Annotated in this window: 21 protein-coding genes, 2 tRNA genes and 1 riboswitch; of the genes, 9 read left to right on the top strand and 14 right to left on the bottom strand. The window is 61.9% G+C overall.

Annotation, left to right across the window (positions count from 1 at the left end; translation table 11 throughout):
- Positions 1-258 precede the first annotated feature (258 nt).
- Positions 259-999: a transporter substrate-binding domain-containing protein gene (locus ACJ8IM_RS02540; protein WP_101455518.1), complete on the top strand. Its 741-nt coding sequence runs from the start codon at positions 259-261 to the stop codon at positions 997-999.
- Here ACJ8IM_RS02540 and ACJ8IM_RS02535 read toward each other — a convergent pair whose 3' ends face one another.
- From ACJ8IM_RS02535 to ACJ8IM_RS02520, 4 genes are read right to left on the bottom strand one after another with little or no spacing between them, the layout of a single operon-like run.
- Positions 1,000-1,935, bottom strand: a complete 936-nt coding sequence (locus tag ACJ8IM_RS02535) for an ABC transporter substrate-binding protein (protein ID WP_101455517.1) — start codon at positions 1,933-1,935, stop codon at positions 1,000-1,002. It abuts the gene before it with no gap.
- A 35-nt stretch (positions 1,936-1,970) separates the two neighbouring features.
- Positions 1,971-2,738 carry an ABC transporter permease gene (locus ACJ8IM_RS02530; protein WP_101455516.1) on the bottom strand — a complete coding sequence of 256 codons (768 nt, stop codon included), beginning with the start codon at positions 2,736-2,738 and terminating at the stop codon, positions 1,971-1,973.
- Complete coding sequence (locus ACJ8IM_RS02525; protein ID WP_101455515.1) at positions 2,735-3,475, bottom strand: ABC transporter ATP-binding protein; 741 nt, start codon at positions 3,473-3,475, stop codon at positions 2,735-2,737. Before ACJ8IM_RS02525 ends, ACJ8IM_RS02530 begins: the two co-directional genes overlap by 4 nt.
- Positions 3,472-4,155, bottom strand: coding sequence for a TenA family protein (locus ACJ8IM_RS02520; RefSeq protein WP_033647901.1), 684 nt, complete (start codon positions 4,153-4,155; stop codon positions 3,472-3,474). Before ACJ8IM_RS02520 ends, ACJ8IM_RS02525 begins: the two co-directional genes overlap by 4 nt.
- 62 nt (positions 4,156-4,217) lie before the next feature.
- Positions 4,218-4,320, bottom strand: a riboswitch (TPP riboswitch).
- 149 nt (positions 4,321-4,469) lie between these two features.
- Between ACJ8IM_RS02520 and ACJ8IM_RS02515 the strand changes: the two genes are divergently transcribed.
- From ACJ8IM_RS02515 to gap, 4 genes are all read left to right on the top strand, one after another.
- Entirely contained in the window at positions 4,470-5,492 is a 1,023-nt protein-coding gene (locus ACJ8IM_RS02515) for an LLM class flavin-dependent oxidoreductase (protein ID WP_033635151.1), read from the top strand.
- 13 nt (positions 5,493-5,505) lie between these two features.
- Positions 5,506-6,240: an SDR family NAD(P)-dependent oxidoreductase gene (locus ACJ8IM_RS02510; RefSeq protein ID WP_101427110.1), complete on the top strand. Its 735-nt coding sequence runs from the start codon at positions 5,506-5,508 to the stop codon at positions 6,238-6,240.
- 126 nt (positions 6,241-6,366) lie between these two features.
- Positions 6,367-7,341 (top strand): GlxA family transcriptional regulator, encoded by a 975-nt coding sequence (locus tag ACJ8IM_RS02505; protein ID WP_049234372.1) that lies wholly within the window; start codon positions 6,367-6,369, stop codon positions 7,339-7,341.
- Positions 7,342-7,417: 76 nt separating this feature from the next.
- Positions 7,418-8,428, top strand: coding sequence for a type I glyceraldehyde-3-phosphate dehydrogenase (gene gap, locus ACJ8IM_RS02500; protein WP_033655331.1), 1,011 nt, complete (start codon positions 7,418-7,420; stop codon positions 8,426-8,428).
- A 53-nt stretch (positions 8,429-8,481) separates the two neighbouring features.
- Here the strand turns inward: gap and ACJ8IM_RS02495 are convergent.
- Positions 8,482-8,557, bottom strand: a tRNA-Asn gene (locus ACJ8IM_RS02495).
- A gap of 99 nt (positions 8,558-8,656) precedes the next feature.
- Positions 8,657-9,457, bottom strand: a complete 801-nt coding sequence (mtfA, locus tag ACJ8IM_RS02490) for a DgsA anti-repressor MtfA (protein ID WP_033635147.1) — start codon at positions 9,455-9,457, stop codon at positions 8,657-8,659.
- Positions 9,458-9,549: 92 nt separating this feature from the next.
- On the opposite strand from mtfA, the gene ACJ8IM_RS02485 reads away from it, so the two are divergent.
- A tRNA-Ser gene (locus ACJ8IM_RS02485) sits at positions 9,550-9,639 on the top strand.
- 235 nt (positions 9,640-9,874) lie between these two features.
- On the opposite strand, the gene ACJ8IM_RS02480 is transcribed toward ACJ8IM_RS02485, so the two are convergent.
- From ACJ8IM_RS02480 to ACJ8IM_RS02470, 3 genes are all read right to left on the bottom strand, one after another.
- Entirely contained in the window at positions 9,875-12,244 is a 2,370-nt protein-coding gene (locus tag ACJ8IM_RS02480; protein WP_101455514.1) for a glucose/quinate/shikimate family membrane-bound PQQ-dependent dehydrogenase, read from the bottom strand.
- A gap of 181 nt (positions 12,245-12,425) precedes the next feature.
- Positions 12,426-13,802: an MFS transporter gene (locus tag ACJ8IM_RS02475; RefSeq protein ID WP_101455513.1), complete on the bottom strand. Its 1,377-nt coding sequence runs from the start codon at positions 13,800-13,802 to the stop codon at positions 12,426-12,428.
- 255 nt (positions 13,803-14,057) lie between these two features.
- Positions 14,058-15,953 (bottom strand): bifunctional sugar phosphate isomerase/epimerase/4-hydroxyphenylpyruvate dioxygenase family protein, encoded by a 1,896-nt coding sequence (locus tag ACJ8IM_RS02470; protein ID WP_101455512.1) that lies wholly within the window; start codon positions 15,951-15,953, stop codon positions 14,058-14,060.
- 229 nt (positions 15,954-16,182) lie between these two features.
- Between ACJ8IM_RS02470 and pcaH the strand changes: the two genes are divergently transcribed.
- The 3 genes from pcaH to ACJ8IM_RS02455 are packed head-to-tail and all read left to right on the top strand — an operon-like array spanning position 16,183 to position 18,531.
- Entirely contained in the window at positions 16,183-16,920 is a 738-nt protein-coding gene (gene pcaH / locus ACJ8IM_RS02465; RefSeq protein ID WP_033647894.1) for a protocatechuate 3,4-dioxygenase subunit beta, read from the top strand.
- Positions 16,920-17,540: a protocatechuate 3,4-dioxygenase subunit alpha gene (gene pcaG / locus ACJ8IM_RS02460; protein WP_033635143.1), complete on the top strand. Its 621-nt coding sequence runs from the start codon at positions 16,920-16,922 to the stop codon at positions 17,538-17,540. The genes pcaH and pcaG overlap by 1 nt, the downstream gene beginning before the upstream one ends.
- A 58-nt stretch (positions 17,541-17,598) precedes the next feature.
- Positions 17,599-18,531, top strand: a complete 933-nt coding sequence (locus ACJ8IM_RS02455; protein ID WP_033635142.1) for a LysR substrate-binding domain-containing protein — start codon at positions 17,599-17,601, stop codon at positions 18,529-18,531.
- A 9-nt stretch (positions 18,532-18,540) separates the two neighbouring features.
- On the opposite strand, the gene pcaDC is transcribed toward ACJ8IM_RS02455, so the two are convergent.
- Genes pcaDC through ACJ8IM_RS02430 form a run of 5 tightly spaced genes read right to left on the bottom strand, consistent with a single transcriptional unit; the run spans position 18,541 to position 23,605 of the window.
- The gene (gene pcaDC / locus ACJ8IM_RS02450) at positions 18,541-19,695 is read right to left on the bottom strand and encodes a bifunctional 3-oxoadipate enol-lactonase/4-carboxymuconolactone decarboxylase PcaDC (protein WP_060437760.1); all 1,155 of its coding nucleotides are present in this window, start codon (positions 19,693-19,695) and stop codon (positions 18,541-18,543) included.
- The gene (locus ACJ8IM_RS02445) at positions 19,692-21,035 is read right to left on the bottom strand and encodes a 3-carboxy-cis,cis-muconate cycloisomerase (protein ID WP_049197314.1); all 1,344 of its coding nucleotides are present in this window, start codon (positions 21,033-21,035) and stop codon (positions 19,692-19,694) included. The genes pcaDC and ACJ8IM_RS02445 overlap by 4 nt, the downstream gene beginning before the upstream one ends.
- A 3-nt stretch (positions 21,036-21,038) precedes the next feature.
- Positions 21,039-22,241 (bottom strand): 3-oxoadipyl-CoA thiolase, encoded by a 1,203-nt coding sequence (gene pcaF / locus ACJ8IM_RS02440; protein WP_101455511.1) that lies wholly within the window; start codon positions 22,239-22,241, stop codon positions 21,039-21,041.
- A 10-nt stretch (positions 22,242-22,251) separates the two neighbouring features.
- The gene (locus ACJ8IM_RS02435; RefSeq protein ID WP_033647889.1) at positions 22,252-22,905 is read right to left on the bottom strand and encodes a 3-oxoacid CoA-transferase subunit B; all 654 of its coding nucleotides are present in this window, start codon (positions 22,903-22,905) and stop codon (positions 22,252-22,254) included.
- A gap of 10 nt (positions 22,906-22,915) precedes the next feature.
- The gene (locus ACJ8IM_RS02430) at positions 22,916-23,605 is read right to left on the bottom strand and encodes a 3-oxoacid CoA-transferase subunit A (protein WP_033647888.1); all 690 of its coding nucleotides are present in this window, start codon (positions 23,603-23,605) and stop codon (positions 22,916-22,918) included.
- Positions 23,606-23,745 lie beyond the last annotated feature (140 nt).

Here is a 23,745-nt window from a genome sequence, read left to right as displayed (position 1 = left end):
ACCGTTGCTGCCCTGGTCTGCGCCGCCGAGCGTGCCGCGGCGCGAAAAGTGAAGGGTATAGCCTATTGCCGGCGGCGGAACAACGCGCGATCTCCCGCTACGGCCGACGAACGGCGGCTATTGTACATTTTTATGACAATAGTGTGACGTTAATCACGCCGGCGGCGGCTTCGGCGGCGAAAGCTTGCTGGTCGGAGGTTTCGCTCTACGCTTAATGAGCGCCACGACGGCGCGCCCATCAGCCATTCAGGAGGAAGTATGCAGACGATTCCCGCAGCGGTACTCGACGATCTGGCCCCGCAAGGCGTGTTGCGCGCGGCGATCAACTACGGCAATCCGGTGCTGGCGCAGGCCGGAGCCGGCGGCAAACCGCAAGGCGCTTCGGTGGAGCTGGCCACCGCGCTGGCCCAGGAGCTGGGCGTGGCGCTCGAGCTGGTGACCTATGACGCGGCGGGCAAGGTGTTCGCCGATCTGGACAGCGGCGCCTGGAACCTGGCGTTTATGGCCATCGAGCCGGTGCGCGCGGCGCAGATTGCCTTCAGCGAGCCGTACGTGATCATCGAGGGGACTTACCTGGTGGCGAACGACGCGCCTTACTTTGAGGTGGCGCAGCTCGACAGGCCGGAGGTGCGCATCGCGGTCGGCCAGGGGGCGGCGTACGATCTGTTTTTATCGCGCACGCTGCAGCAGGCGCAACTGGTGCGGGCGGCAACCTCTGCCGAGGCGATCGCGCTGTTTTTCGACCGGGGGCTGGAGGCGGCGGCCGGCGTGCGCCAACCGCTGCTGGCCGCCGCGGCCGTCCATCCCGGCTACCGGGTGCTGGACGGGCATTTCACCGCTATCCGCCAGGCAATGGCGGTGCCGCGGCAAAAAACGCAGGGCGCCGCCTACGTGAACGATTTTATCGAGCGCTGCAAGGCCAACGGGCTGGTGAAGGCGGCCTTGCAGCGCAGCGGCCAGGGTGAGGTGACGGTGGCGCCGCCGGCCGCCTCGGCGTGATCAGTCGAGCTCCACCGCGTACTGTTCCCCCGGAGTGATTTTCTTGATCAGCTTGTTGTCGAACAGGAACTGTTCGTAAGCCTGGTAGCGGGCGCGATCCAGCTTGGCCGGATCGCGCGCGAACAGCGGCAGGCTGGCTTGCCACGCCTGTTTGTTCAGCTCGGTATTCAGCTCCGGGTGCGCCTTGGCGAACGCCAGCCAGGTGTCCTGCGGGTGCGCGTGCAGGTAGTCGCTGCCTTGCTTCAGCGCGGCGAGGAACTTGCGGATTTTCGGCTCGTTCACCGCATCGCGGTGGGCGACGATGATCAGCTCGTCGTAGGCCGGCACGCCGTAATCTTCGACGTTGAACACCACCGGCGTCTTGCCCTGCAGCTTCAGCTCCAGCGCTTCGATGTTGCGGTAGCCGCCGATCACCGCATCGACCTGGCCCGCCAGCAGGGCGCTGGTCAGCTGGAAGTTGACGTTGATGAGCTTGATGTCCTGCGGCTTGAGGTGCTCGTGTTCGACCATGGTGGCCAGCGTCGCCTGTTCGATGCCGCTGACCGAGTAACCCACCGTCTTGCCCTTGAGATCCGCCGGCGACGTGATGTTTTTATCCAGCGCGATCACCGTATTCAACGGCGTGTTGATCAGCGTGCCGACGCGCATCAGCGGCAGGCCCTGATCGGCGAAGAAATGCAGCTGCGGTTGGTAGGTGATGGCGAGGTCGGCCTGTTTGGCGGCCACCAGCCGCGGCGGCAGCGCCGGATCGGACGGCGGCACGATCTTGACGTCCAGCCCTTCGGCCTTGAAGGCGCCGATCTGCTCGGCCACCATAATCGGCGCGTGATCGGGGTTGATGTACCAGTCGAGCACCAGCGTCAGCTTTTCGGCCGCGCCGGCCTGGCCGGTGATGGCGGCGCCGAGCAACAGCCCGCAAACGGTTTGTTTGATCATGGTCGTTCCTTTATCCCTGGTTATGGTTGCAATCATCAGTCGTTTTCCGGCGCCCAGGCGATCAGGCGCCGCAGCAGCGCATCCACCGCAGCCCACAGCAGCACGGTCATCAGCACCAAAATAAACAGCGCGGCGAAGCAGACGTCGGTCTGCATGCGCGCATTGGCGTTCAGCATCACGTAGCCCAGCCCTTCGGCCGAGCCGACCCATTCGCCGATGATGGCGCCGATCGGCGCGACGGCGGCGGCCATGCGCAGGCCGGAGCCGAAGGCCGGCAGCGCCGCCATCAGCCGCACGTGCCGCAGCTGCGCCCAGCGCGAAGCGCGCATCGTGCGCGCCAGATCGAGATAGTCGTTGTTGACCCGGCGCAGCCCATCGAAAAAGGCCGACACCACCGGGAAGAAAATCACCAGCACCGCCATCGCCACCTTGGCGCTCATGCCGAAGCCGAACCACAGCACCAGCAGCGGGGCCAGAGCGAATACCGGTATCGCCTGGCTGGTGAGTACCAACGGCATCAGCCAGCGCTGCAGGCGCGGCGAGAAGATCATGCACAGCGCCAGCGCCGCACCGAGCAGCACGCCCAGCGCCAGCCCGCTGACGATCTCCGAAGCGGTGACCAGCGTGTGCCAGGCGAGATAGCCGCGCCCGTCCCACAGTGCCTGCGCCACCGCGCCCGGCGTGGGCAGCAGAAAGGCCGGAATGCCGCTTTGCGCCGCCAGCCACCACAGCAGCAGCAGGCCGACGAACACCGTCAGCCCGCGCCGCAGGCGGGTGAGGCCGCGCTCTTTGGCGATATTCATTGCGCGGCCCTCACCATCTGCAGCAGCAGCTCGGCCTGGCTTTTCAGCAGGCCGGCGTCATCCGGTGCGCGCGGCGGCCGCCCGCTGATGCAGTGGGTATCGTCGAGGCCCAGCGGCCAGGGCGACAGCACCAGCAGCCGGTGGCTCAGGCGGCAGGCTTCCATCGGGTCGTGGGTGATCAGCAGCACGGTGTTTTGCGCCAGCAGCTCGGCGGCCAGACTTTGGATCTCGGCGCGGGTGATGGCGTCCAGCGCCGAAAAGGGTTCGTCCATCAGCACGATCGGCTGGCGTTCATAGAGCGTGCGGGCGATGGCGGCGCGCTGGCGCATGCCGCCGGACAGCGCGGCGGGCAGGCTGCGGCCGTGAGCGGCCAGGCCCACGCGCTCCAGCAGGTGCGCCGCCCACGCCCGATCCGGCGTTTCGCCGCGCAGCCGCGAGCCGAGGGCGACGTTCTCTTCGACGGTCAGCCACGGGTAGAGCAGGTCTTTTTGCCCCATGTAGGCGATGCGCCCGGCGATCGGCAGGCCGTCGCTGCCGGTCACCGTGCCCGAGGTGGCCTGCGCCAGGCCGGCGATGATCTTCAGCAGGCTGGTTTTGCCGGCGCCGCTGGCGCCGAGCAGGGCAACGAAGCTACCGCCGGCGATGTCGAAACTCAGCCGCTCAAAGATCGTCTGTTGACCGAAACGCAGGCTGAGATCCCGCACCTGGATGCCGGGCGGGAGAAGCGGGGAGGTCATGAGGCGTTCAGCCCCATTTGCCAAAATGCCGATTCCAGCTGGGTGGCGGTGGTGAAAATCTGCGCCAGCTCGGTGAAGCGGCCTGGTGCGCCGCGCTGGTGGCCGACGGTTTCCAGCAGCTCGATGGCGGCGCGCACGCCGGCCAGATAGCCCTCGTCGCCGTAGTTGCGGATCCAGGAGGCGTAAGGATTGCCCTCCATTTGGGTGGCGGGATCGTGCAGCAGCCGCAGGCCGATTTCGGCATAGCCGGCCACGCAGGGCAGCAGGCCGGCCAGCAGGTCGAGGGCGTCGCCGGCATGGCCGATATCCAGTACGTAGCGGGTATAGTTCATGGTTTCCGCCGCTTCCGGCTGGGCGGCGATCTGCGCTTCGCTCAGCCCCCATTCGGCGCAGTAGGCCACGTGCAGCGGCAGTTCGGCGACGATGCCGTTGAGCGAGGCGGTGGCGGCGCGCATTTCCGGCAGGGTGCGCAGCTTGCTGACCAGCAGCGCGTAGGCGCGGGCGAAGTGCAGCAGGAACAGATAGTCCTGGGTCAGGTAGCGGCGAAACGCGCGTTCGGGCAAGGTGCCGGCGGCCAGCTGCTGCAGAAACGGGTGATCGACGTAGTCTTGCCAGTGGCTGCCGGCATGTTGGCGCAGCCGGCCGTAAAGACCGCTTTCGAACAGGGTGGTGATGGACATGGGACCTCCTTGAGTCAGTGGAGATCCGGGCACGCTGGGGTATGAACAGGCAACGGGTGAAAGCGTTGTTGCCTAACCGTCCCTTCGCTGGCATGACCCAGATCAGGTTCAAAGGGTTCGGCTTGCGCCATCTCAGCCCGTAACAGGACACCCCTCGGAGCTGCTTGTTATACGACATTTGTTTTTTGATTACAATCGCCGGGCGGCGCGGCGGCAATCGGTTCGTTTAGTGCGATCGGGGGCGATTTTGCTGGCGCAGGGCGCGCGGTTTTTGTCACTGTAGGCCGATGATTTGCCTTTGAGGACGATGCCCGATGAAAAAGATTGGTTTTCTCTCGTTTGGCCACTGGTCGCCTTCCGCCCAGTCCGGCACCCGTTCCGCGGCGGATGCGCTGCTGCAGTCCATCGATCTGGCGGTCGCCGCCGAAGATCTGGGGGCGGACGGCGCCTATTTTCGCGTACACCACTTCGCACGCCAGCTGGGGTCGCCGTTCCCGCTGCTGGCCGCCATCGGCGCCAAAACCCAACGCATCGAGATCGGCACCGGCGTGATCGACATGCGTTATGAAAATCCGCTGTACATGGTGGAAGACGCCGGCGCGGCGGATCTGATCGCCGGCGGGCGGCTGCAGCTTGGCATCAGCCGCGGTTCGCCGGAGCAGGTGATCGACGGCTGGCGCTATTTCGGCTATGCCCCGGCCGACGGCGAGAGCGACGCGGACATGGCCCGCCGCCATACCGAAGTGTTCCTGGAAGCGCTGCGCGGCGAAGGGTTCGCCGAACCCAATCCACAGCCGATGTTCCCGAATCCGCCTGGGCTGCTGCGGCCGGAGCCGTTTTCCGCCGGGCTGCGCGACCGCATCTGGTGGGGCGCCGGTTCGAACGCCACCGCCGTCTGGGCGGCGAAGCTGGGCATGAACCTGCAAAGCTCGACGCTCAAGAACGACGAAACCGGCGAACCCTTCCATATCCAGCAGGCCAAGCAGATCCGCGCCTACCGCGCCGCCTGGCAAGAGGCGGGCCATGCGCGCGAGCCGCGGGTTTCCGTCAGCCGCAGCATCTTCGCGCTGGTGGATCAGCGGGATCGCAACTACTTCGGCGGCGGCGGCAAGGAGGGCGATCAACTGGGGTATATCGACGCGCAGACCCGGGCGATCTTCGGCCGCAGCTATGCCGCCGAGCCGGACGAGCTGATCAAGCAGCTGGCGCAGGACGAGGCCATCGCCGAAGCGGATACCTTGCTGCTGACCGTGCCTAACCAGCTGGGCGTGGATTACAACGCCCACGTCATCGAATCGATTTTAACCCATGTCGCGCCGGCGCTCGGCTGGCGCTAAACGGAGGAGTGGCATGTCACGCATTTTCATTACCGGTTCGGTAGACGGGCTGGGCCGCGCCGCCGCGCAAACGCTGTTGGACGAAGGGCATCAGGTAATTCTGCATGCGCGTGAGCCCGGCCGTTTGGACGTGGTGCGCGATCTGCTGGATCGCGGTGCGCAGGCGGCGATTGGCGATCTGTCCGATGTGCAGCAGATCCGGCAGCTTGCCGAGCAGGTCAACCGCCTCGGCCGCCCGGACGCGGTGATCCACAACGCCGGTATGTTTACCGGGCCGCAGGTGATGCCGGTGAACGTCGTTGCGCCCTACCTGCTGACGGCCCTGATCGAACGCCCCAAGCGTATCGTCTATCTGAGCAGCAGCATGCACTTTGACGGCGTGGCGGAACTGAGCGGCGTGGACTGGCTTGGCGGCGCAGCCGGCTCCTATTCGGACAGCAAACTGTTCGTCACCGCGCTGGCCGCCGCCGTGGCGCGCCTGTGGCCTGACGTGATCAGCAGCGCGGTCGATCCCGGCTGGGTGCCGACCAAAATGGGCGGCGCGGATGCGCCCGACGATCTGGCGCTGGGGCATGTGACGCAGGCGTGGCTGGTGAGCAGCGATGAGCCGCAGGCTCTGGCGTCCGGCGGTTATTGGCACCATCAACAGCGCTTCGATCCCCACGCCGCGGTATACGACGAGGCGTTTCAAACGGCGCTGCTGGCGCAATTGGCGCGCGCCGGCGGGGTGAGCCTGCCGCAGGCTTGAGGACAGTGCTTTGTTGGCCCGTCGGCGCTTGCCGGCGGGCTTTTTTATGCCCGCAGGGTGAACCGGCGAGTCTTTTCTTATACAGTGGCTGTCTGACCTGTTTTGCTTGTTCTTCCTATTATCGCCATGCATACATTCCTGATTATCGTCCCTGAAGGGGGCATGCTGTTCGAAGCGGCGGGCATCGCCGATATCCTGATGCAGGCTAACCGTCTGAGCCCTGCCGAGGCGCCGCTGTATCAGATCGCGGTCGCCACCACGCAATCCCATCGGGTGGTACATGGCCTGTCCGGGCTGAGCCTGTTGGCCGACCACCGCCTGGCGGATCTCGATCCGGCCCTGCCGCGCGATACCGTCATTGTTGCCGGCAAGGGGGCGACCGAAGAAGAGGGCGCCCTGGTGGCGGATTGGCTGCGCCGCGCGGCCCCGCAGGCGCGCCGGATCGCTTCCGTTTGCGGCGGGGCTCTGCTGCTGGCCGAAGCCGGGTTGCTGGACGGGCGGCGGGCGACTACCCACTGGCGGCTGGCGGAAACGTTGCAGGCGCGCTTCCCGCGGGTGCAGGTCGAAAACGGCCCGATCTACGTGCAGGACGGGCCGATTTGGACCTCCGGCGGCGTCAGCTCCGGCTTCGACCTGACGCTGGCGCTGGTGGAGGACGATTACGGCTTCGTGCAGGCGCGCGAAGTGGCGCAGGATCTGGTGATGTTTCTGCGTCGCCCCGGCGGGCAGGCGCAGTTCAGCCGCTACCCGCTCAACCAGGCCAAATCGCCGGGCCCGATCCGCGACCTGCAGTCCTGGATCCTGGAAAACCTCGCCGACGATCTCAGCGTCGATCGGTTGGCCGAACGCGTGGCGATGAGCCCGCGCAACTTTACCCGCGTATTCACCCGCGAGACGGGCATTTCTCCCGCCAAATTCGTCGAAGAAGGGCGGTTGCATACCGCCAGACAGCGCCTCGAGCAAAGCGCGGAAGGCATCGAACAGATCGCGCTGGCCACCGGCTTTGGCAACGGCCTTAACCTGCGGCGGGTGTTTGAGCGCAAACTGCAGCTGACCCCGAGCGAATACCGCGAACGCTTCCACGCGCGCAATTTGGCGTAAATTGATTGTTAAACGTCATTTACGCCGCCTTGGGGCAGGGCTAGATTTGAGGCAAAGCCCAAACGAGGAGAGCATCATGGTGAGAGTAGGCATTAACGGCTTCGGCAGGATCGGGCGCAACGTGCTGCGCGCGGCGCTGGGGCGCAGCGATTTTGAAGTGGTGGCGATCAACGATCTGACGGACAGCAAAACGCTGGCGCACCTGCTGAAATACGACACGCTTTCCGGCACGCTGGCGGCCAAAGTGGAAGCCGGCGACAATCGGCTGCTGCTGGACGGCCGGCCAATTCAGGTGTTTTCCCAGCGCGATCCCGCCGAGATCCCCTGGCGCAGCGTGGGCGTGGACGTGGTGATCGAAGCGACGGGCTTCTTTACCGATAAAGCCAAGGCGGAAGTGCACATCACGCACGGCGGCGCTAAGCGGGTGATTATCTCGGCGCCGGCCAAGAACGACGACATCACCATCGTCATGGGGGTTAACGACCAGCTCTACGATCCGGCGCGGCATAAAGTGGTCAGCAACGGCAGCTGCACCACCAACGGGCTGGCGCCCGCCGCGCAGGTGCTGCATCAGGCGTTCGGCATCGAATACGGGCTGATGAACACCACTCACGCCTATACCAACAGCCAGGCGCTGCACGATCAGCCGGAAAAAGATCTGCGCGGCGCGCGGGCGGCGGCGGAGTCGATCGTGCCTTACTCCAGCGGCGCGGCCAAGGCGCTCGGCAAGGTGATCCCGGATCTCGACGGCCGCCTGACCGGTTACTCGCTGCGGGTGCCGGTACCGGTCGTCTCGATCGTCGATCTGACGGTGACGCTGAAACGCCCGGCGACGGTGGAGGAGATCAACGCCGCTTTCCGCGCGGCGGCGGCATCCGGCCCGCTGAAAGGAATTTTGGGCTACAGCGATGAACCACTGGTGTCGAGCGACTACCGGGGCGACGCGCGCTCATCGATTATCGATGGTTTGTCTACGCTGGTCATCGGCGGCAACCTGGTGAAAGTGCTCGCCTGGTATGACAATGAGTGGGGGTTCTCCAATCGGTTGGTCGATCTGGCGCTGCTGATGGAAAAACGCGGGCTGTAAATGCCCATAGCAAAAAGCCCGCTTAAGTTTCCTTAAGCGGGCTTCTCTAAATATGGCTCCTCTGACTGGACTCGAACCAGTGACATACGGATTAACAGTCCGCCGTTCTACCGACTGAACTACAGAGGAATCGTGTGAACGGGGCGCATGATATCCAGCGGCCCCGGGTGTGTCAACGCTAAATTGCCTTGAGTGGTGCGACTGCTCGGTATCTGAGCAATGTGTCCGTCAATCAGCCCATTGCGCATCGTTTTCCGCCTGGCCGCGCAGCAGGCGCGCCAGCGGATCCTGGCGGTAGAAGCGGCAAAAGTGCTGATACAGCGCCGGAAAGCGTTCTGCCAGCAGCTCGGGGGCGCTGAAAAAATACTCCGACAGCACGGCGAAGCACTCGGCCGCATCGGTGGCGGCGTAGGCATCCATGCTGGCGGCCTCTTCGCCGACCATGTCGATTTCATCCTGCAGGCTTTCCATCGCGGCGTGCAGATCGTGCTCCCAAGCAGCCACTTCGCGCAGCGGGATCGGCGGCACGCCGGTAGCGACGCCGCCGTTGCGCATATCCAGCTTGTGCACCGCTTCGTGGATCACCAGATTGAAACCGGAGAGATCGAAAGAGTCCTGCACGTCTTGCCAATTGAGCACGATCGGCCCCTGTTCCCAGCTCTGGCCGGACTGCACCACCGGCCCCGAGTGCACCAGGCCGATTTCGTCCTGCCATTCGTCTTCCACCACGAACGGGGTGGGGTAGAGCAGGATTTCGTTGAAGCCGTCGAGGCACTCCGCGCCGAGCTCCAGCACCGGCAGGGCGAACAGCAGGGCGATGCGCGCCTGCATTTGTGAGGTGAGCTGCAGCCCCTGCAGCGGCACGATGCGCTTTTGCTGCAAGATTTGCCCGGCGACGGCCACCAGCCGCTGCCGCTCCTGCTCATTCAGCGGCGACAGCAGCGGGATCGCCAGCGCGTCCTGCCACTGGGCCTCGATGTCTGCCTGGGATTGAGAGGGTTGAGTCGCTTTCCACGGCCATTTAATCATCAGGTTGCTCGTAAACTCATCACTTGAACGTTCAGCGGTATGCTAATGCTGTAAAAATGCCGCAAAAGCGGGCATGATAGCAAGCGTTGTCAGGAGAGATGCCGGAGCGGCTGAACGGACCAGTCTCGAAAACTGGAGTAGGGGCAACTCTACCGGGGGTTCAAATCCCCCTCTCTCCGCCACTATTCAATCACTTACGAATAAATCTTTCAACGATCCCCATCACAGTAAAACCACCGTTCTTATCGGCTGTCGTTCTTATTTTCCTGTCCCGACCCTTTGCCGACGTTATCAAACTGTCTTTTCGTCTTACCGTTTGTCATGTTGTGAACGATAGGGCGGGTTTGACACCGCCCGTTGCCGATGGGATTGACTCACTCTGTAAACCCGATGCGCCTTGATATTTCTCGTGCGAGATTACTTGTCCGGCAGCGCATAGGCGATAATGTAGTCGCCGCGCATCGGTGATTGGCGTGCGCCCCCCGCATTGATGACAATGTACTGTTTGCCGGTTTTCGGCGAAAGGTAAGTCATCGGGCCGGATTGGCTCCCGACCGGCAAGCGCGATTTCCAAATCTCTTTACCGTTGGCGGTATCAAAGGCGCGTAAATAGAAGTCCTGCGTGCCGGCGAAAAACAGAAGACCCGACTGCGTCGTCAGCGGCGCGCCCAGCGTTGGCATGCCGATAGGGATCGGCATATGCATGCTGATGCCGAGCGGCCCGGTATCCTCGACTGTCCCGACAGGGACCTGCCACACCAATTTGCCGGTAGTCAGGTCCACGGCGGACATCGTGCCGAACGGCGGTTTCTGGCAGGGGATCCCCAGCGGGGAGAGGAACCGTTCTCGCAGGGCCCCGAACGGGGTGCCCTCCATCGGGACTATCCCCATTTCAATACCGCTGGCGTTGGTCGGCACCTTATCCCTCGGCACCAGATAATGCGCCAATCCCAGACGCATGTCGTTAACGAACATCAGGTTATTGTGGGGATCCACGGCGACGCTGCCCCAGTTCATTCCTCCCAGGGAGCCTGGGTATTGCAGGGCGCGGTCTTCACCCGGCGGGGTGAAAATGCCTTGATAGCGCATTTCTTTAAACTGAATGCGGCATAACAGCAGGTCAATCGGCGTTGCGCCCCACATATCCGACTCTTTCAGTTGTTCATTGCCAATCATCGGCATCCCCACTGAGTACGGCTGGGTGGGGGAATAGCGTTCACCCTTGATAGCTCCCGTTGGCACCGGGCGTTCTTCAACTTGCGCGACGGGCTCGCCGGTCACGCGGTTGAGCATGAAAATCATGCCTTGCTTGCTGGTTTGCACCAGAACCGGCGTAATGCCGCCTTTGCCGTCGGGCAAATCGAACAACAGCGGCTGTGAGGGCAGATCGAAGTCCCACAAATCGTGGTGGGTCGTCTGATAGTGCCAGCGAACTTTGCCGGTAGCGGCGTCTATGGCGACGACGGCGGAGCTGTATTTATCGTCCAGCGCGCTGCGAGTGCCGCCGAAAAAGTCTGGCGTCGCGTTGCCTGTGGGTAAATAGATGAGGTTCAACCGCTTGTCATAGGACATGGCTGACCAGACATTCGGCGTGCCGCGAGTATAGGTTTGCCCCTGCGGCGGCAGGCCGCTCAGTTCAGGGTTGCCCGGATCCCAGGCCCACACGAGGTTGCCGGAGTGAACATCATAAGCTCGAACAACGCCGGGAGGCTCATCGGTGGAAAAGTTGTCCGCTACGCGTCCCCCCACGACGACGATTTCTCCGGCCACCAGCGGCGTGGAGGTTTGTTGATAATAGCCCGGTTTGATTTCGCCCATGCCGCTGCCGAGATCGACGGTACCGCGATCGCCAAAGGCGTCGCACAATTTCCCCGTGTCGGCATCAAGGGCGATGAGTCTGGCGTCAATCGTGGGCAGGAACAAACGACGCGAACAGATCGCGGGTGGGCGACTCGAGCCTGTTGCTGCAGGAGCGGCGTGATCCTCGTAGTAACCCAGGCCCCGGCAGCGCTGCCAGTTCGGCGAGGCGGCCTGCGGATCGAAACGCCATTTTTCTTTTCCGCTATCCACATCTAAAGCCAGCACTTTACTGTACGGGGTGCAGACATAAAGCGTGTCGCCGACCTGCAAAGGCGTATTCTGATCTTCCGCGCCCGAACCTTTGCTCACGGGAAGATCGCCGGTATGGGCAGTCCAGGCCACCTGCAAGCGGGAAACGTTCTGCTTGTTTATTTGATCAAGTGCGGCGAAGCGATCGCCATGCGGGGTATTTCCCCAGTGCTCCCAATTCTTTTGTTGCTCGCCGGCGGCTACTGGAAATACGGGGATGGCTTTCGTCGCGCTGACCAGCGGTTGGGGTCTGAACATCCACCCGAAGCTGACCCCCAGCCCGATGGCCAGGATCGCCGCTAAGCCGAAAGCCGGGCCTTTTTTGGCCGAATGGCCTGGCATCAATGGCCAGGCGATAGCGCAAAGAAATGCTAAAACGCCGAGGGTGAAAAGGCGCGAGAACAGCGGCCAGTAATGCCAGCCGGCATCGGCGACGGCCCAAAACAGGGAGGCGACGAAGGCGATCGCGTACAGGATAATGCCGCTGCGACGGCGCCGGGCAATCAGTACGGCGGCGATAATCATCGCCAGACCCATCGCCACGAAATAAAACGTTCCGCCGACGAAGGCCAACCTGGCGCCGAGAAGGCAGATTGCCAGGCCGATAATGAACATCAATCCGGCAAGAAACCACAGGAGGTACTTCTTCCCGTCCCGCGTCCTGTGCGCTTTTTGCATATGAGCTCCTTAGTGATTTTTCTCTGAGGCGGTTAAAAAGGGGAATGAGGTGGCGGTGCGCCTTCCGTCTCAGGCGTCGCGTGTTTGCAGCCGGAAGGCGTCTGTACCGAAGAAAGGAAGGGAGGGAATGTCATTCCCGCTATCCTGTCGTCGCTGTTCAAACGGGGGCTACTCCGCGCGTTCAGCGCATGTCATTTGAACGTGCGTCAAGGTAAGCCGTATACCCATGCCCTGCCGCTTGGCGAACTTGATGGCGCCCTTTGGCGACGATCATCGCCACCGTCAATAGCGCCGGCAGCGCCAGCACGGTGAAAATGGTGCTTAAGCTCCAACCGAGCGCCAGCATTTCAGCGCCGGCCAGCGCGCTCAATATGGCGCCCAAACGACCGATGCCGTGCATCCAGCTGGAGCCGGTAGCCCGGGCTTCGGTGGGATAAAAACTGGCCGTCAGGGCATTCATGCCGGTGTTGGCTCCTCCGATGCAGAATCCGATCGCCATCGCGCAGCCTCCCATCAGGACGGGGTAGCCCATCGCCGGCCCCATAAGCAGGGTGAACAGCGCCCCCATCCCATAAATGGACGCCAAAGCGCGATGCGGTTCGGACCTGTCCATCAGCCAGCCGGAAAACAGTGAGCCCAGCGTGCCGCCCGCCTGAAACAGGGCGGTGATGATCGCCGCTTGCGTGACGTTGAAGCCGCCGTCTTTAATCAGCAACGGCAGCCAGCTGCCCAACGTATAGAACAGAAACAGCGCGGAAAAATACGATCCCCACAGCATTAAACTGCCGAAGCGATACTGCGAGCTCACCACTAATTTGATGGGGTGCGCGCAGGCCTGGTTTGGCGGGGGCAATATGATGGTGCTGTGCCGAAGATCGAGGTCGGGCGCCAGTTTCGCCAAAATCCGCTGAATTCCGTCGTTCTTCGCCCGTTTCTCCACCAGGAAACACACCGATTCGGGTAACGCCGCCATCAGCACGGGCGCGAACAGCAGGGGCAAGATCCCGCCGAGCAGCAGCACGGAATGCCAGCCGAAGCGTGGCATTAGCCAAGAGGCGGCGAATCCGCCCAAGGCGGCGCCAAAGGTGAAGCCGCAGAAGACCACGGTAATCAAGAAAGCGCGGCGCCGGGCAGGCGCGAATTCCGCCACCAGGGTGCCGACATTCGGCATGGCGGCGCCCAGCCCCAAGCCGGTGAGCAGGCGAAATAACATCATCTGCTCCATATTTTGAGAAAACGCCGTCACCAGCGTCCAAACGCCAAAAAAGAATACGCTGTTGATGATGACCACTTTGCGGCCGAACCTGTCTGACAATGGCCCGGAAAGCATCGCGCCCAGCGACAGGCCAATCAGCGCCGCGCTGATCACCAGCCCCAGCTCGCGATTAGTGATTTGCCAATCGGCCTTAAGCTCTGGCGCAATAAATCCCATGATAACGATATCGAATCCATCCAGAGCAATGATGCAAAAGCCGAGCAGCACGACCATCTTTTGCCATTTCCCTAAGGGGCGGCTGTCGATCAGCGCCCGAACATTGATTGCGTTGTTTCCCGACATGGGGGGCTCCCGGTGCAGTAGTTGAGTGTCATCACTATAAGCAGCCGTTGGCGGGGCAATAAATGTCGATTATCGAAATAATGTGCGTTTATCGGACGATGAGGTGAGAGGGAAGTGAGGGTGGAATGTTAACCTTATGTTATGAAAAGGGATTGCCGTGGGAATGTCTGAGCGGGAAGCGGTTGAGAGTGTGAGCGTGATCATTAATCTTTTCAGTAAGATGAAAGAATGAGCGGGCCTTGATGGCCCGCACGGTTAACGCATGGCGGTGAGCCGAACCGGGGCGTTGACGGCCCCGAAGCCGCGGTAGCCGCCCCGACGTTCCAGTAACTCGAAGAAGAAGCGCCCTTTCTCGTAGGCGACGGTATAGACGTGCAGTAATTCTCCACCTTGCTCGTCTCGATCGTAGAGCACATTGAACGCTTGCAGCTGCGAAAGGAAAACGGGATCAAGATCGAAACGCGCTCTGAGGTCTTGATAGTAGTTATCGGGGATGCTCAGCGTTTTTAATCCACGCTGCTGAGCCGCTTTCACTACGCTGAACAAATCATTACAGCCAAAGGCGACATGCTGTAATCCCGCGCCCTGATAGGTGGTTAATGCCTGGGCGATTTGGGTTTCCCGGCTCACCGACATATTCAGCGGCAGCCGGATGGCGTCGTTGGGGCTGCGCAACACGCGGCTGCGCACCAAACCCAACGGATCGGGCAGTTCCCACTCGTTGTCCTGCACAAAACCCGGCACGCTGCGCAGGAACATGATCCAGTTGCCGCAAGATTCGTCCGTCAGCGCTATCGCGAGGTGATCGATGCTCTGCAGTGCAGGCGGCGGCGCGCTGCGATGAGTCAGATGAAAATCGGTGTGATAAATATCGTTCTTGGGATCTTCGTCCGCCTCGACCAGATAAATCAGGCTGCCGTCCGGTGCGCACAGGGCGGGAATTTGCCGCTCGTTGGGGCCGGTTTCTCCTTGCCAGAGGGCGTAACCGTAGTCTTGCGCCCGTTGCAGTATACGCGCTACGCCGCGAACCCGCCACGCCACGGCGCAAAGAGAAATGCCGTGCAAGTGATAATAGCCGCTGGCCTGACTTTCCGGTTGGGCATTCAGAATGACATTCACTTTGCCGTTGCGATAGAGGGCGACGCTTTTGGAGCGGTGTTCGCCGGCGTGAACCAATCCCAACTGCGTCAGCCATTGGCCCATCGCCAGCCCATCGCTGTGCGAGACGGCAAATTCGATAAACTCCAGCGCCAGCAAGGGGGGATGCGCTTCTGAATGAAATAATGAATGTTCTATGAGCGAGGCCATGGCGTTGGGCAGCAGAGGCTGTTTGGCCAGCCAGTCATAGGTTTGTTCCTCCAGCCACAACAACGATCGGAAACCGTCCTGAGCCGTGGGAAGCACCGGCGAGGCGCGGAAACCATCGTTAAATATCTCCAGCGACCAGGCGCCGCGATAGCCATGCGCGGAAAGTTGAGTCATGAACTGAGCCAGGTTCAGCTCCCCTTGGCCGGGGAAACAGCGGAAATGGCGGCTCCAGGCGAGCACGTCCATCTTCAGCAGCGGGGCGTCCGCCAGTTGTACAAACACAATTTTTTCGGGCGGGACTTCATCAAGGCCGTCAAGATTATCGCCGCGCGACAGGATATGAAAACTATCGAGAATGATCCCCAGCGCCGGATGGTCTACGGCCTTAACCCGCGCCCAGGCGTCGCGCCACAGGTTCACGTGACGTCCCCATGCCAGCGCTTCATAACCGACAGTAATATCATACTCGGCGGCCAACTCCGCCAACGCGCGCAAATCGCTCACTTGCGTGGCCATGTCTTCGCTGCTGTCGGGCGAGACATTACTGCAGAGCAGCATGCGCGAGCAGCCCAATTGCTGCATGACGTCGAACTTGCGCGCTGCGCGTGAAAGGTTCTGCGCCAGGCTTTCGCGCGAGCCGCCTTCGAAGTCCCGAAACGGCTGGAACAGCAAAATTTCCAGGCCCAGTTCGGCGCACAGCTCACGGATTTGCGCCGGTGAACCGGGGTAATAGACCAGATCGTTATCGAAAATTTCGACGCCATCAAAGCCTGCGGCGGCGATAGCCCGCAGTTTTTCCGGCAGCGAGCCCGATACCGAGACCGTCGCGATAGAACGTTTCATCATTGCCTCCAGTTAAGCGGTCATGGATGACCTGAAAGCGACCATTCAGTAGCGAGGCGGACCACCGACGGGAATTGAAACCTGTTATGGACCAAATGAAATGTTTCGTCAATTCAGAACATTCCATGACTTTTAGTTATATAAAGCGATCGGTTTTCTCACTTTACTTTTACATATTGCGCTTCCTACACTCTGTCGACATGTACCCTCAAATAATAAGGATACCGGGATGAAAAGTGATTGGATGGCGCGAGAACTGGTGCATCGCGATTACAGCCATCACCCGCCTGCGCTGGCGCCGCTGTATAAAACCAGCGTGCTGCGATCGCCGCGCAATGCATTAATTTCATTGCAAAACTCGCTGTCTGAACTGACCGCACCCGTGTTCACGCCAACGGATATCGGCCCGATTGATCACGATCTGATTCTGAACTACGCCAAAGACGGCTTACCGATCGGCGAGCGGATCATCGTGCATGGATATGTGCGCGATGCCTTCGGTGCGCCGGTGCGCAACGCCCTGGTCGAGGTATGGCAGGCCAATGCGGGAGGGCGCTATCGTCACAAGAAGGATCAGTATCTGGCGCCTATCGATCCCAATTTTGGCGGCTGCGGCAGGATGCTGACCGACGACAACGGGTATTACTGTTTTCGCACCATCAAGCCGGGCCCGTACCCCTGGCGCAATCAGGTCAGCGACTGGCGTCCGGCGCATATTCACTTCTCGCTCTCCGGCGAGGCGTTCGCGCAGCGGTTGATCACGCAGATGTATTTCGAAGGCGATCCGTTGCTCGTTCGTTGCCCCATCTTGCAGTCGGTAGGCAGCGACGATGCGATGCGCACGCTGATTGCCGAGCTGGATATGCACGCCGCCGTGCCGCTGGACAGCCTGGCCTACCGCTTCGATCTGGTGCTGCGCGGCCATCGGGCCACGTGGTTTGAGAACCGTACACAGGGAGCCGCGTGATGAAAAAGTATTTGTCTGAAACGGCCTCGCAAACCGCCGGCCCTTATGTGCACATCGGTTTGGCGCCGCATGCCGCCGGTTTTGACATTTTTGAGCGTAATTTCACCCATGTGTTGACGCAACCGGAAACGCGCGGGGAACGCATCGTGGTGGAAGGGCATGTTTATGACGGTACCGGCACGCCGGTGCGAGACGCGCTGGTTGAAGTCTGGCAGGCCAACGCCGCCGGGCGATATCAGCATCCCGCCGACGGCCAACGAGATAAACCCGACGACCCCGCTTTTCGCGGCTGGGGGCGAACCTGTTCGGATTTCACCAGCGGCCTGTGGCAATTTGAGACGATCAAACCGGGCAGAGTGATGGGGCGCGACGGCCGGCTGATGGCGCCTCATCTCAATTTATGGATCGTGGCCCGCGGCATCAACATCGGGTTGAACACGCGTCTTTACTTCGCCGACGAGCAGGCGGCGAACGCTGAAGATCCGGTGTTGAACCTCATTGAATGGGAGAAACGGCGCGGCACGTTATTGGCGCAAAGGCGGCAGCGCGGTGATCAGACGGTATACCATTTCGATATCTGGCTACAGGGCGAGAACGAGACCGTTTTTTTTGATATTTGACCTCCGTTTGCCCTGTGAATGAGCTTGCCGCGTCGGCGGCAAGTTAATACTATAAATCATGAACATGACTTCTCGCTTTAGCCAACGCATCCGCCTGCGTCATCTGCACGCCTTTGTCGCTACCGCGCAGCAGGGGACGCTGGTGCGCGCCGCACAGCAATTGGGCATCACGCAGCCCGCCCTCTCCAAAACGCTCAATGAACTGGAAAGCCTGGCCGGCGAGCGCCTGTTTTCGCGCAGCCGGCAGGGGGCAGAGCTGACCGCCGCCGGGGCGCGTTTCCTGCAGGATGCGGGGCGCGTTTTGGATGCGCTGAATGTGTTGGGGCGTACGGTCGCATCGGACAGCGAGGCGCTGCCGGCGCCGCTGCATATCGGGGCGCTGCCCACCACGCTGGTGAGTTTGGTCGCGCCGGTCGTGGTGGGGTTGCAGCAGCAATCGCCAGGTTGGCGCATGCAGGTTTCGACGCTGGCCAACGATGCGCTGATGATGGCGGTGAGATCCGGGCAATTAACCTTAGGGATAGGGCGTATGTCAGACCCCTCTCGCATGGAGGGGCTCAATTTCGAGCTGCTGTATCATGAAACGCTGCGGCTGGTGGTTTCCCCCCATCATCCGCTGCTGCATGCGGATGTCACGCTGGCGGAGGCCCTGAGTTGGCCATTGGTGCTCTCACCGCGTGGGACCGTACCGCGCCAGAATGCGGAGGCGCTCATTGTCAGCCACGGGCTGGCCGTGCCGGAAGGCTGCGTCGAGACCTTGTCGGTCACGCTGGCGCGCTGCCTGACGTTGCAGTATGGCTATGTTTGGCTGGTGCCTTACGGCGCGGTGCGCGACGATCTGTTCGGCAATCACCTGCGTGCGCTGCCGTTGCCTACTCAGGGAATGGCAGAACCGTTGGGCATCATTACCCGGCAAGAGGCGTTCACGCCCCCTGAGCAGCAGCGCCTGGTCGCAGCGCTGCGTCAGAGAGTACTGGATGTGCCGGTATAAACGGCTGTTCTATTCGACCGGCGGCTGCCCGGCATCGTGTTCGGCAAAGACGGATTGCGCCAAATGAAAGGCGGCGTTCGAGGCGGGCAGGCCGCAGTAAAGCGCCGCATGCATCAGGACTTCTTTGAGCTCTTCGCGCGTGACGCCGTTGTTGAAGGCGGCTCGTATATGCATTTTCAGTTCAGCTTCGCGATTCAAGGCGATCAACATCGCGATGGTGATCAGGCTGCGGGTATGGCGCGACAGACCCGGACGCGTCCACATTTCCCCCCAGGCGTAGCGAGTGATGAAATGTTGAAATTCCTCGTTGAACGGCGACAGCGCCGCGAGGGTATTATCGACATGTTCATCGCCCAATACGGCTCTGCGCACCGTCATGCCTTGCTGATAGCGTTGCCGCTGCGTGAGCTGTTCATCCAAAAAGGTCCGGAAAGTGCGATTGAATGCCCGCCAGGCCTCGACGCTGGAAAGGTGAGAGGCGGGCAAGATGACGCATTGAGCGCCGGGAATGCCCGCCACTAACGCTTTGGCATCATCGACGGTGGTTACCGCGTCGTCATGTCCGGCGATAATCAGCGTCGGCACGAGGATCCCTTCCAGCTCGGCGCGTAAATCGGCGTTTGCCAATGCTTCGCAGCAAGCGGCATAGCTGTTGGGATCGCAGGCCGTCAGCTGATTCAATAATGCTTGCACCCTGGCGGGGGCGGATTGGCAAAATGCCGGCGTGAACCAGCGTGATGCTGCGCCATCGCTGACGGCGGACATCCCCGACTGACGCACTTGCGCGGCGCGTTGTCGCCAATTCGCCGCCGTTCCAATTTTTGCTGCGCTATTGGCGATGGTCAACGTCAGCAAGCGCTCGGGATGAAAACGCGCCAGCCATAATCCCGTTAACCCCCCCATGGAGATACCGCAAAAATGGACGCGCTCAATCGCCAGAGCGTCCAGCAATGACAGCACCTGTCTGCCCAGCAGCGCCAGCGATCCGGGTTGTTCACCGGGCGGCGATGCGCCGTGGCCGGCAACGTCGTAGCGCAGAATGCGATAGTGGGAGATGAGCGCGTCGCGCTGCGGTTGCCACATTGCCAATGACGTCCCCAGCGAGTTGCTGAACAGAATGACCGGGGCGTTTTCGGGCCCTTCCAGGACATAATTCAACATCATTGCTCCTTTTCGGCCGATGCCAGAACTTGTTGAATGAAACGCTGTGCGCTGCCTGTGGCATTGGCCGGATCGAGCAACGTCTCCAGAGCTTCCCGGCTGAGTCGGGAAGAGACTTCCGCATCGGCGCACAGCAGGGTTAACAGGGATTGCTGCGTTGCCTGAGCCTGGCGGCAACATTGCGCGATATGCTGGTGCGCCTGCTGGCGGCCGAGAAGAGGGGCTAAGGCCAGGGAAACCGATTCAGCCATGATCTGCCCCTGCGTCAGCGCCAGATTGCGCCGCATCGCCGCTTCATGCACCTCCAGGCCGTTAACGAGGTCAAGGCTTTGCGCCATTGCCGCTCCGCTCAGCACCAGGAGCTGCGGCAGGCTTTGCCACTCGGCCTGCCAGCCTCCCAGCGCGCGTTCGTGCTCCTGCACCTGGCCGGCATACAATCCCGCCATCAGCGCAGGCAAGCGGTTAGCCGCGCTGAGGATGGCGGCGCAGAGTACCGGATTACGCTTATGCGGCATGGTGGAGGAGCCGCCGCGACCCGGAGCCGAAGGTTCGCTGATTTCAGCGACCTCGGTTTGCATCAACAGCGACATGTCACGCGCCAGCTTGCCGAGCGTGCCCGTGAGTCCGGCATACCAGCCGGCCAGTTCCAGCAACCGGTCGCGTTGGGTATGCCACGGCGTGGCGCTGCGCGGCAGCGCCAGCGCTTCCGCCAGCGCCTGCTCGACGCGTTCTCCCTGCTCGCCGAATGAGGCGAGCGTGCCGGCGGCACCGCCGAATTGCAGCGCCAGCACGCGTGGCCGCATCTCAGCCAGACGAACCCGAAAGCGCAGCAAGGCGTCCAGCGTGCCGGCCAGCTTCAGCCCCAGCGTCGTGGGTAACGCGTGTTGCAGCCAGGTGCGGCCGACCATTAACGTTGCGCTATGGCGCCGACATTGCGCCGTCAGCGCCGCAATCAGATGATTGAGCAGCGTGTCGGTTTGGTTGAGCGCGCTGCGCAGTTGCAGCACCAGCCCGCTGTCAATCGCATCCTGACTGGTTGCCCCCCAGTGAACGAAGCGCGCCGCGTCCGGCGAGCGTTGAGCCACCAGCGCCGTCAACTGTTTGACGAGCGGAATCGCTAAGTTGCCCGCCAATCCGGCGGACTGCGCCAGCGCGGCGGCGTCGAGTTTTTCCGCCCGGCAGTGGCTGCGTATGATTCGAGCCGACTCGTCATCGATAATCCCTGCAGATGCCAGGGCTTGCGCCAGGCCGGCTTCGAAATCGAGCATGCCCTGTAGCAGGGCCGTATCGCTGAAGCAGGGCGTTAATGGCGACGTCATAAACATTGCGCTATAGAGTGACATTGGTTATATCCGTTCCAGAATCAAGGCGACGCCCTGCCCAACACCTACGCACATGGTGCACAGGGCAAAGCGCCCGCCGGTGCGACGCAGCTGATAAGCGGCGGTCATAGCCAGCCTGCCGCCGGATGCGCCCAGAGGATGGCCCAGCGCGATGGCGCCGCCATTAGGGTTGACCTGTGCCGCATCATCCGGTAACCCCAGGGCGCGCATCACGGCCAGCGCCTGGGCGGCAAAGGCCTCATTCAACTCGATGACGTCCATTTGCGCCAGGCTCAAACCGGTTTGCGCCAGTACCTTGCGGACCGCGGGAACCGGCCCGTAACCCATGATGCGCGGCTCTACGCCGCAGGCGGACATGGCGACCACCCGCGCCAGCGGGGCGAGTCCATACTGCACCGCCGCGCGTTCGCTGGCAATGAGCAGGGCGCTGGCCCCGTCGTTGATGCCCGAGGCGTTGCCGGCGGTGACGCTCCCCTCGGCGTGTACGACGCCCTTCAGTGCGGACAGCGCGGCCAAAGAGGTGCTGCGGGGATGTTCGTCGCGAACCAAGTTGAGCGGTTCGCCTTTGCGTTGCGGAATGTTGACGGCGATCAGTTCCTCATCAAACAGGCCCAGCTCCTGAGCGCGGGCGGTGCGTTGTTGGCTGCGCAATGCAAAGGCGTCTTGATCGGCGCGGCTGACGGCGAATTCGCGAGCCACATTTTCGGCGGTTTCAGGCATGGTTTCGACACCGAACTGAGCGCGCATTTGCGGGTTGATAAAGCGCCATCCCATCGTCGTATCTTCCATTTTCAGCGATCGGCTGAAGGCGCTGTCCGCTTTGCCGGTGACAAAGGGTGCGCGCGACATGCTTTCCACGCCGCCCGCGATGATGACCTCCGCTTCGCCGCATTTAATGGCGCGCGCCGCCATCCCTACCGCGTCCAATCCCGAACCGCACAGGCGATTGTGGGTGGTGCCCGGCACGGAGTGCGGCAATCCGGCCAGCAGCAGCGCCATTCGCGCCACGTTGCGGTTGTCTTCACCGGCCTGGTTGGCGCACCCCAGAATAACGTCATCAATGGCCTGGGGATCCAGCTGCGGCAGCCTGGCAAGCAGCGCCTTCAGGGGCAGAGCGGCCAAATCGTCGGCGCGCAGCGCGGATAATGCGCCGCCGTAACGGCCAAAGGGCGTACGAACGGCATCGCAGATTAAAGCCTGTTGCATGGCGATTTCCTCAAGCGGGGATCAGGTCAGATTGCAGTAAACGTATCGGGGTTAACGCTTGCAGCGCGTCAAAGGTGAGCCCCGGACACAGCTCCAGCACCTGCGGGCCGTCCGGGGTGATATCAATGATTGCCATATCCGAATAGATGCGGCTGACGCAGGCCAACCCGGTCAACGGGTAGCTGCACTGTTCCACCAGCTTGCATTCGCCGGTCTTGGTCAGGTAGTCCATCATCACATAGACTTTGCGCGCGCCGATGGCCAGATCCATGGCGCCGCCCACCGCCGGGATCGCGTCTTCGGCGCCGGTGCTCCAGTTGGCCAGATCGCCGGCAGCCGAGACCTGATACGCCCCCATCACGCAGATATCGAGATGGCCGCCGCGCATCATGGTAAAAGAGTCGGCGTGATGGAAATAACTGCCGCCGGGCAGCAAGGTCACCAGCTCTTTGCCGGCGTTGATGAGTTCCGGATCTTCTTCGCCCGGCGCGGGTGACGGCCCCATGCCGAGCAGGCCGTTTTCGCTGTGCAGAATCACTTCTTTGTCGGCGGGCAGGTAGTTAGCGATGCGGGTCGGCAGCCCTATTCCGAGGTTGACGTAGGCGCCTTCCGGAATATCGCGCGCCACCCGTTGGGCTAATTGGTCGCGGGTTAATTTTTGCATGTTCTACTCCTCAGGCAGAGAGGGAAAAGGTCGCGGGGCGCGCCACCGCCACCAGGCGCTGGACGAAGATGCCCGGCGTTATCACGTTTTCCGGATCCAGTGCGCCCAACGGCACCAATTCAGCGACCTGCGCTATCGTCGTGGCGGCGGCCATCGCCATCACCGGGCCAAAATTACGCGCCGCTTTGCGGTAAACCAGATTGCCCCAGCGGTCACCCCGATGGGCCTTTATCAAGGCGAAATCCGCCTTTAAGGGCGTTTCAAACACGTAATGACGCCCGTCGATTTCACGCGTTTCTTTGCCTTGCGCCAGCGGCGTGCCAAAGGCGGTTGGGGTGAAAATGCCGCCCAACCCGCTGCCGGCGGCCTGCATGCGGGCCGCCAGGTTGCCCTGCGGCACCAGTTCCAGTTCGATCGCGCCGCGGCGATAAAGATCGTCGAAGACCCACGAATCGGCCTGGCGCGGGAAGGAGCAAATCATCTTTCGCACACAGCCGGTCTTGAGCAGAGCCGCGAGGCCGCTGTCGCCGTTGCCGGCGTTATTGCTGATTACCGTCAGCTCGCGGGCACCGCGTTCAATCAGCGCATCGATCAGTTCCAGCGGCTGTCCCGCGGGGCCAAAGCCGCCAATCATGATGCTCGCGCCGTCCGGAATGATGGACACGGCATCTTCCAGGGTGGCCACACTTTTATCGATCATCTGTTGTTCCTTTTGTTCGATGCCCGCCGGGGGGAGTGTCTATCGTCAATGGGAAAAGTAGATCGTCCCTTTCAGGCAAACAATACCGATTATCGAAAAAGTGTGCGATTATCGGCTATTGTTTAACAAAGGTTCGCAGG

This window comes from Serratia sp. CY33525 (assembly GCF_052169115.1).
Taxonomy (GTDB): Bacteria; Pseudomonadota; Gammaproteobacteria; order Enterobacterales; family Enterobacteriaceae; genus Serratia; species Serratia sarumanii.
Note: the sequence above shows the minus strand (reverse complement) of the source record. Positions and strands in the feature narration are given on the sequence as shown.

What these genes read in the sequence shown, in the direction of transcription:
- ACJ8IM_RS02540 (WP_101455518.1), top strand. Translation starts at nt 259, where the DNA reads ATGCAGACGATTCCCGCAGCGGTACTCGACGATCTGGCCCCGCAAGGC.
- ACJ8IM_RS02535 (WP_101455517.1), bottom strand. Translation starts at nt 1,935, where the DNA reads ATGATCAAACAAACCGTTTGCGGGCTGTTGCTCGGCGCCGCCATCACC.
- ACJ8IM_RS02530 (WP_101455516.1), bottom strand. Translation starts at nt 2,738, where the DNA reads ATGAATATCGCCAAAGAGCGCGGCCTCACCCGCCTGCGGCGCGGGCTG.
- ACJ8IM_RS02525 (WP_101455515.1), bottom strand. Translation starts at nt 3,475, where the DNA reads ATGACCTCCCCGCTTCTCCCGCCCGGCATCCAGGTGCGGGATCTCAGC.
- ACJ8IM_RS02520 (WP_033647901.1), bottom strand. Translation starts at nt 4,155, where the DNA reads ATGTCCATCACCACCCTGTTCGAAAGCGGTCTTTACGGCCGGCTGCGC.
- ACJ8IM_RS02515 (WP_033635151.1), top strand. Translation starts at nt 4,470, where the DNA reads ATGAAAAAGATTGGTTTTCTCTCGTTTGGCCACTGGTCGCCTTCCGCC.
- ACJ8IM_RS02510 (WP_101427110.1), top strand. Translation starts at nt 5,506, where the DNA reads ATGTCACGCATTTTCATTACCGGTTCGGTAGACGGGCTGGGCCGCGCC.
- ACJ8IM_RS02505 (WP_049234372.1), top strand. Translation starts at nt 6,367, where the DNA reads ATGCATACATTCCTGATTATCGTCCCTGAAGGGGGCATGCTGTTCGAA.
- gap (WP_033655331.1), top strand. Translation starts at nt 7,418, where the DNA reads ATGGTGAGAGTAGGCATTAACGGCTTCGGCAGGATCGGGCGCAACGTG.
- mtfA (WP_033635147.1), bottom strand. Translation starts at nt 9,457, where the DNA reads ATGATTAAATGGCCGTGGAAAGCGACTCAACCCTCTCAATCCCAGGCA.
- ACJ8IM_RS02480 (WP_101455514.1), bottom strand. Translation starts at nt 12,244, where the DNA reads ATGCAAAAAGCGCACAGGACGCGGGACGGGAAGAAGTACCTCCTGTGG.
- ACJ8IM_RS02475 (WP_101455513.1), bottom strand. Translation starts at nt 13,802, where the DNA reads ATGTCGGGAAACAACGCAATCAATGTTCGGGCGCTGATCGACAGCCGC.
- ACJ8IM_RS02470 (WP_101455512.1), bottom strand. Translation starts at nt 15,953, where the DNA reads ATGAAACGTTCTATCGCGACGGTCTCGGTATCGGGCTCGCTGCCGGAA.
- pcaH (WP_033647894.1), top strand. Translation starts at nt 16,183, where the DNA reads ATGAAAAGTGATTGGATGGCGCGAGAACTGGTGCATCGCGATTACAGC.
- pcaG (WP_033635143.1), top strand. Translation starts at nt 16,920, where the DNA reads ATGAAAAAGTATTTGTCTGAAACGGCCTCGCAAACCGCCGGCCCTTAT.
- ACJ8IM_RS02455 (WP_033635142.1), top strand. Translation starts at nt 17,599, where the DNA reads ATGAACATGACTTCTCGCTTTAGCCAACGCATCCGCCTGCGTCATCTG.
- pcaDC (WP_060437760.1), bottom strand. Translation starts at nt 19,695, where the DNA reads ATGATGTTGAATTATGTCCTGGAAGGGCCCGAAAACGCCCCGGTCATT.
- ACJ8IM_RS02445 (WP_049197314.1), bottom strand. Translation starts at nt 21,035, where the DNA reads ATGTCACTCTATAGCGCAATGTTTATGACGTCGCCATTAACGCCCTGC.
- pcaF (WP_101455511.1), bottom strand. Translation starts at nt 22,241, where the DNA reads ATGCAACAGGCTTTAATCTGCGATGCCGTTCGTACGCCCTTTGGCCGT.
- ACJ8IM_RS02435 (WP_033647889.1), bottom strand. Translation starts at nt 22,905, where the DNA reads ATGCAAAAATTAACCCGCGACCAATTAGCCCAACGGGTGGCGCGCGAT.
- ACJ8IM_RS02430 (WP_033647888.1), bottom strand. Translation starts at nt 23,605, where the DNA reads ATGATCGATAAAAGTGTGGCCACCCTGGAAGATGCCGTGTCCATCATT.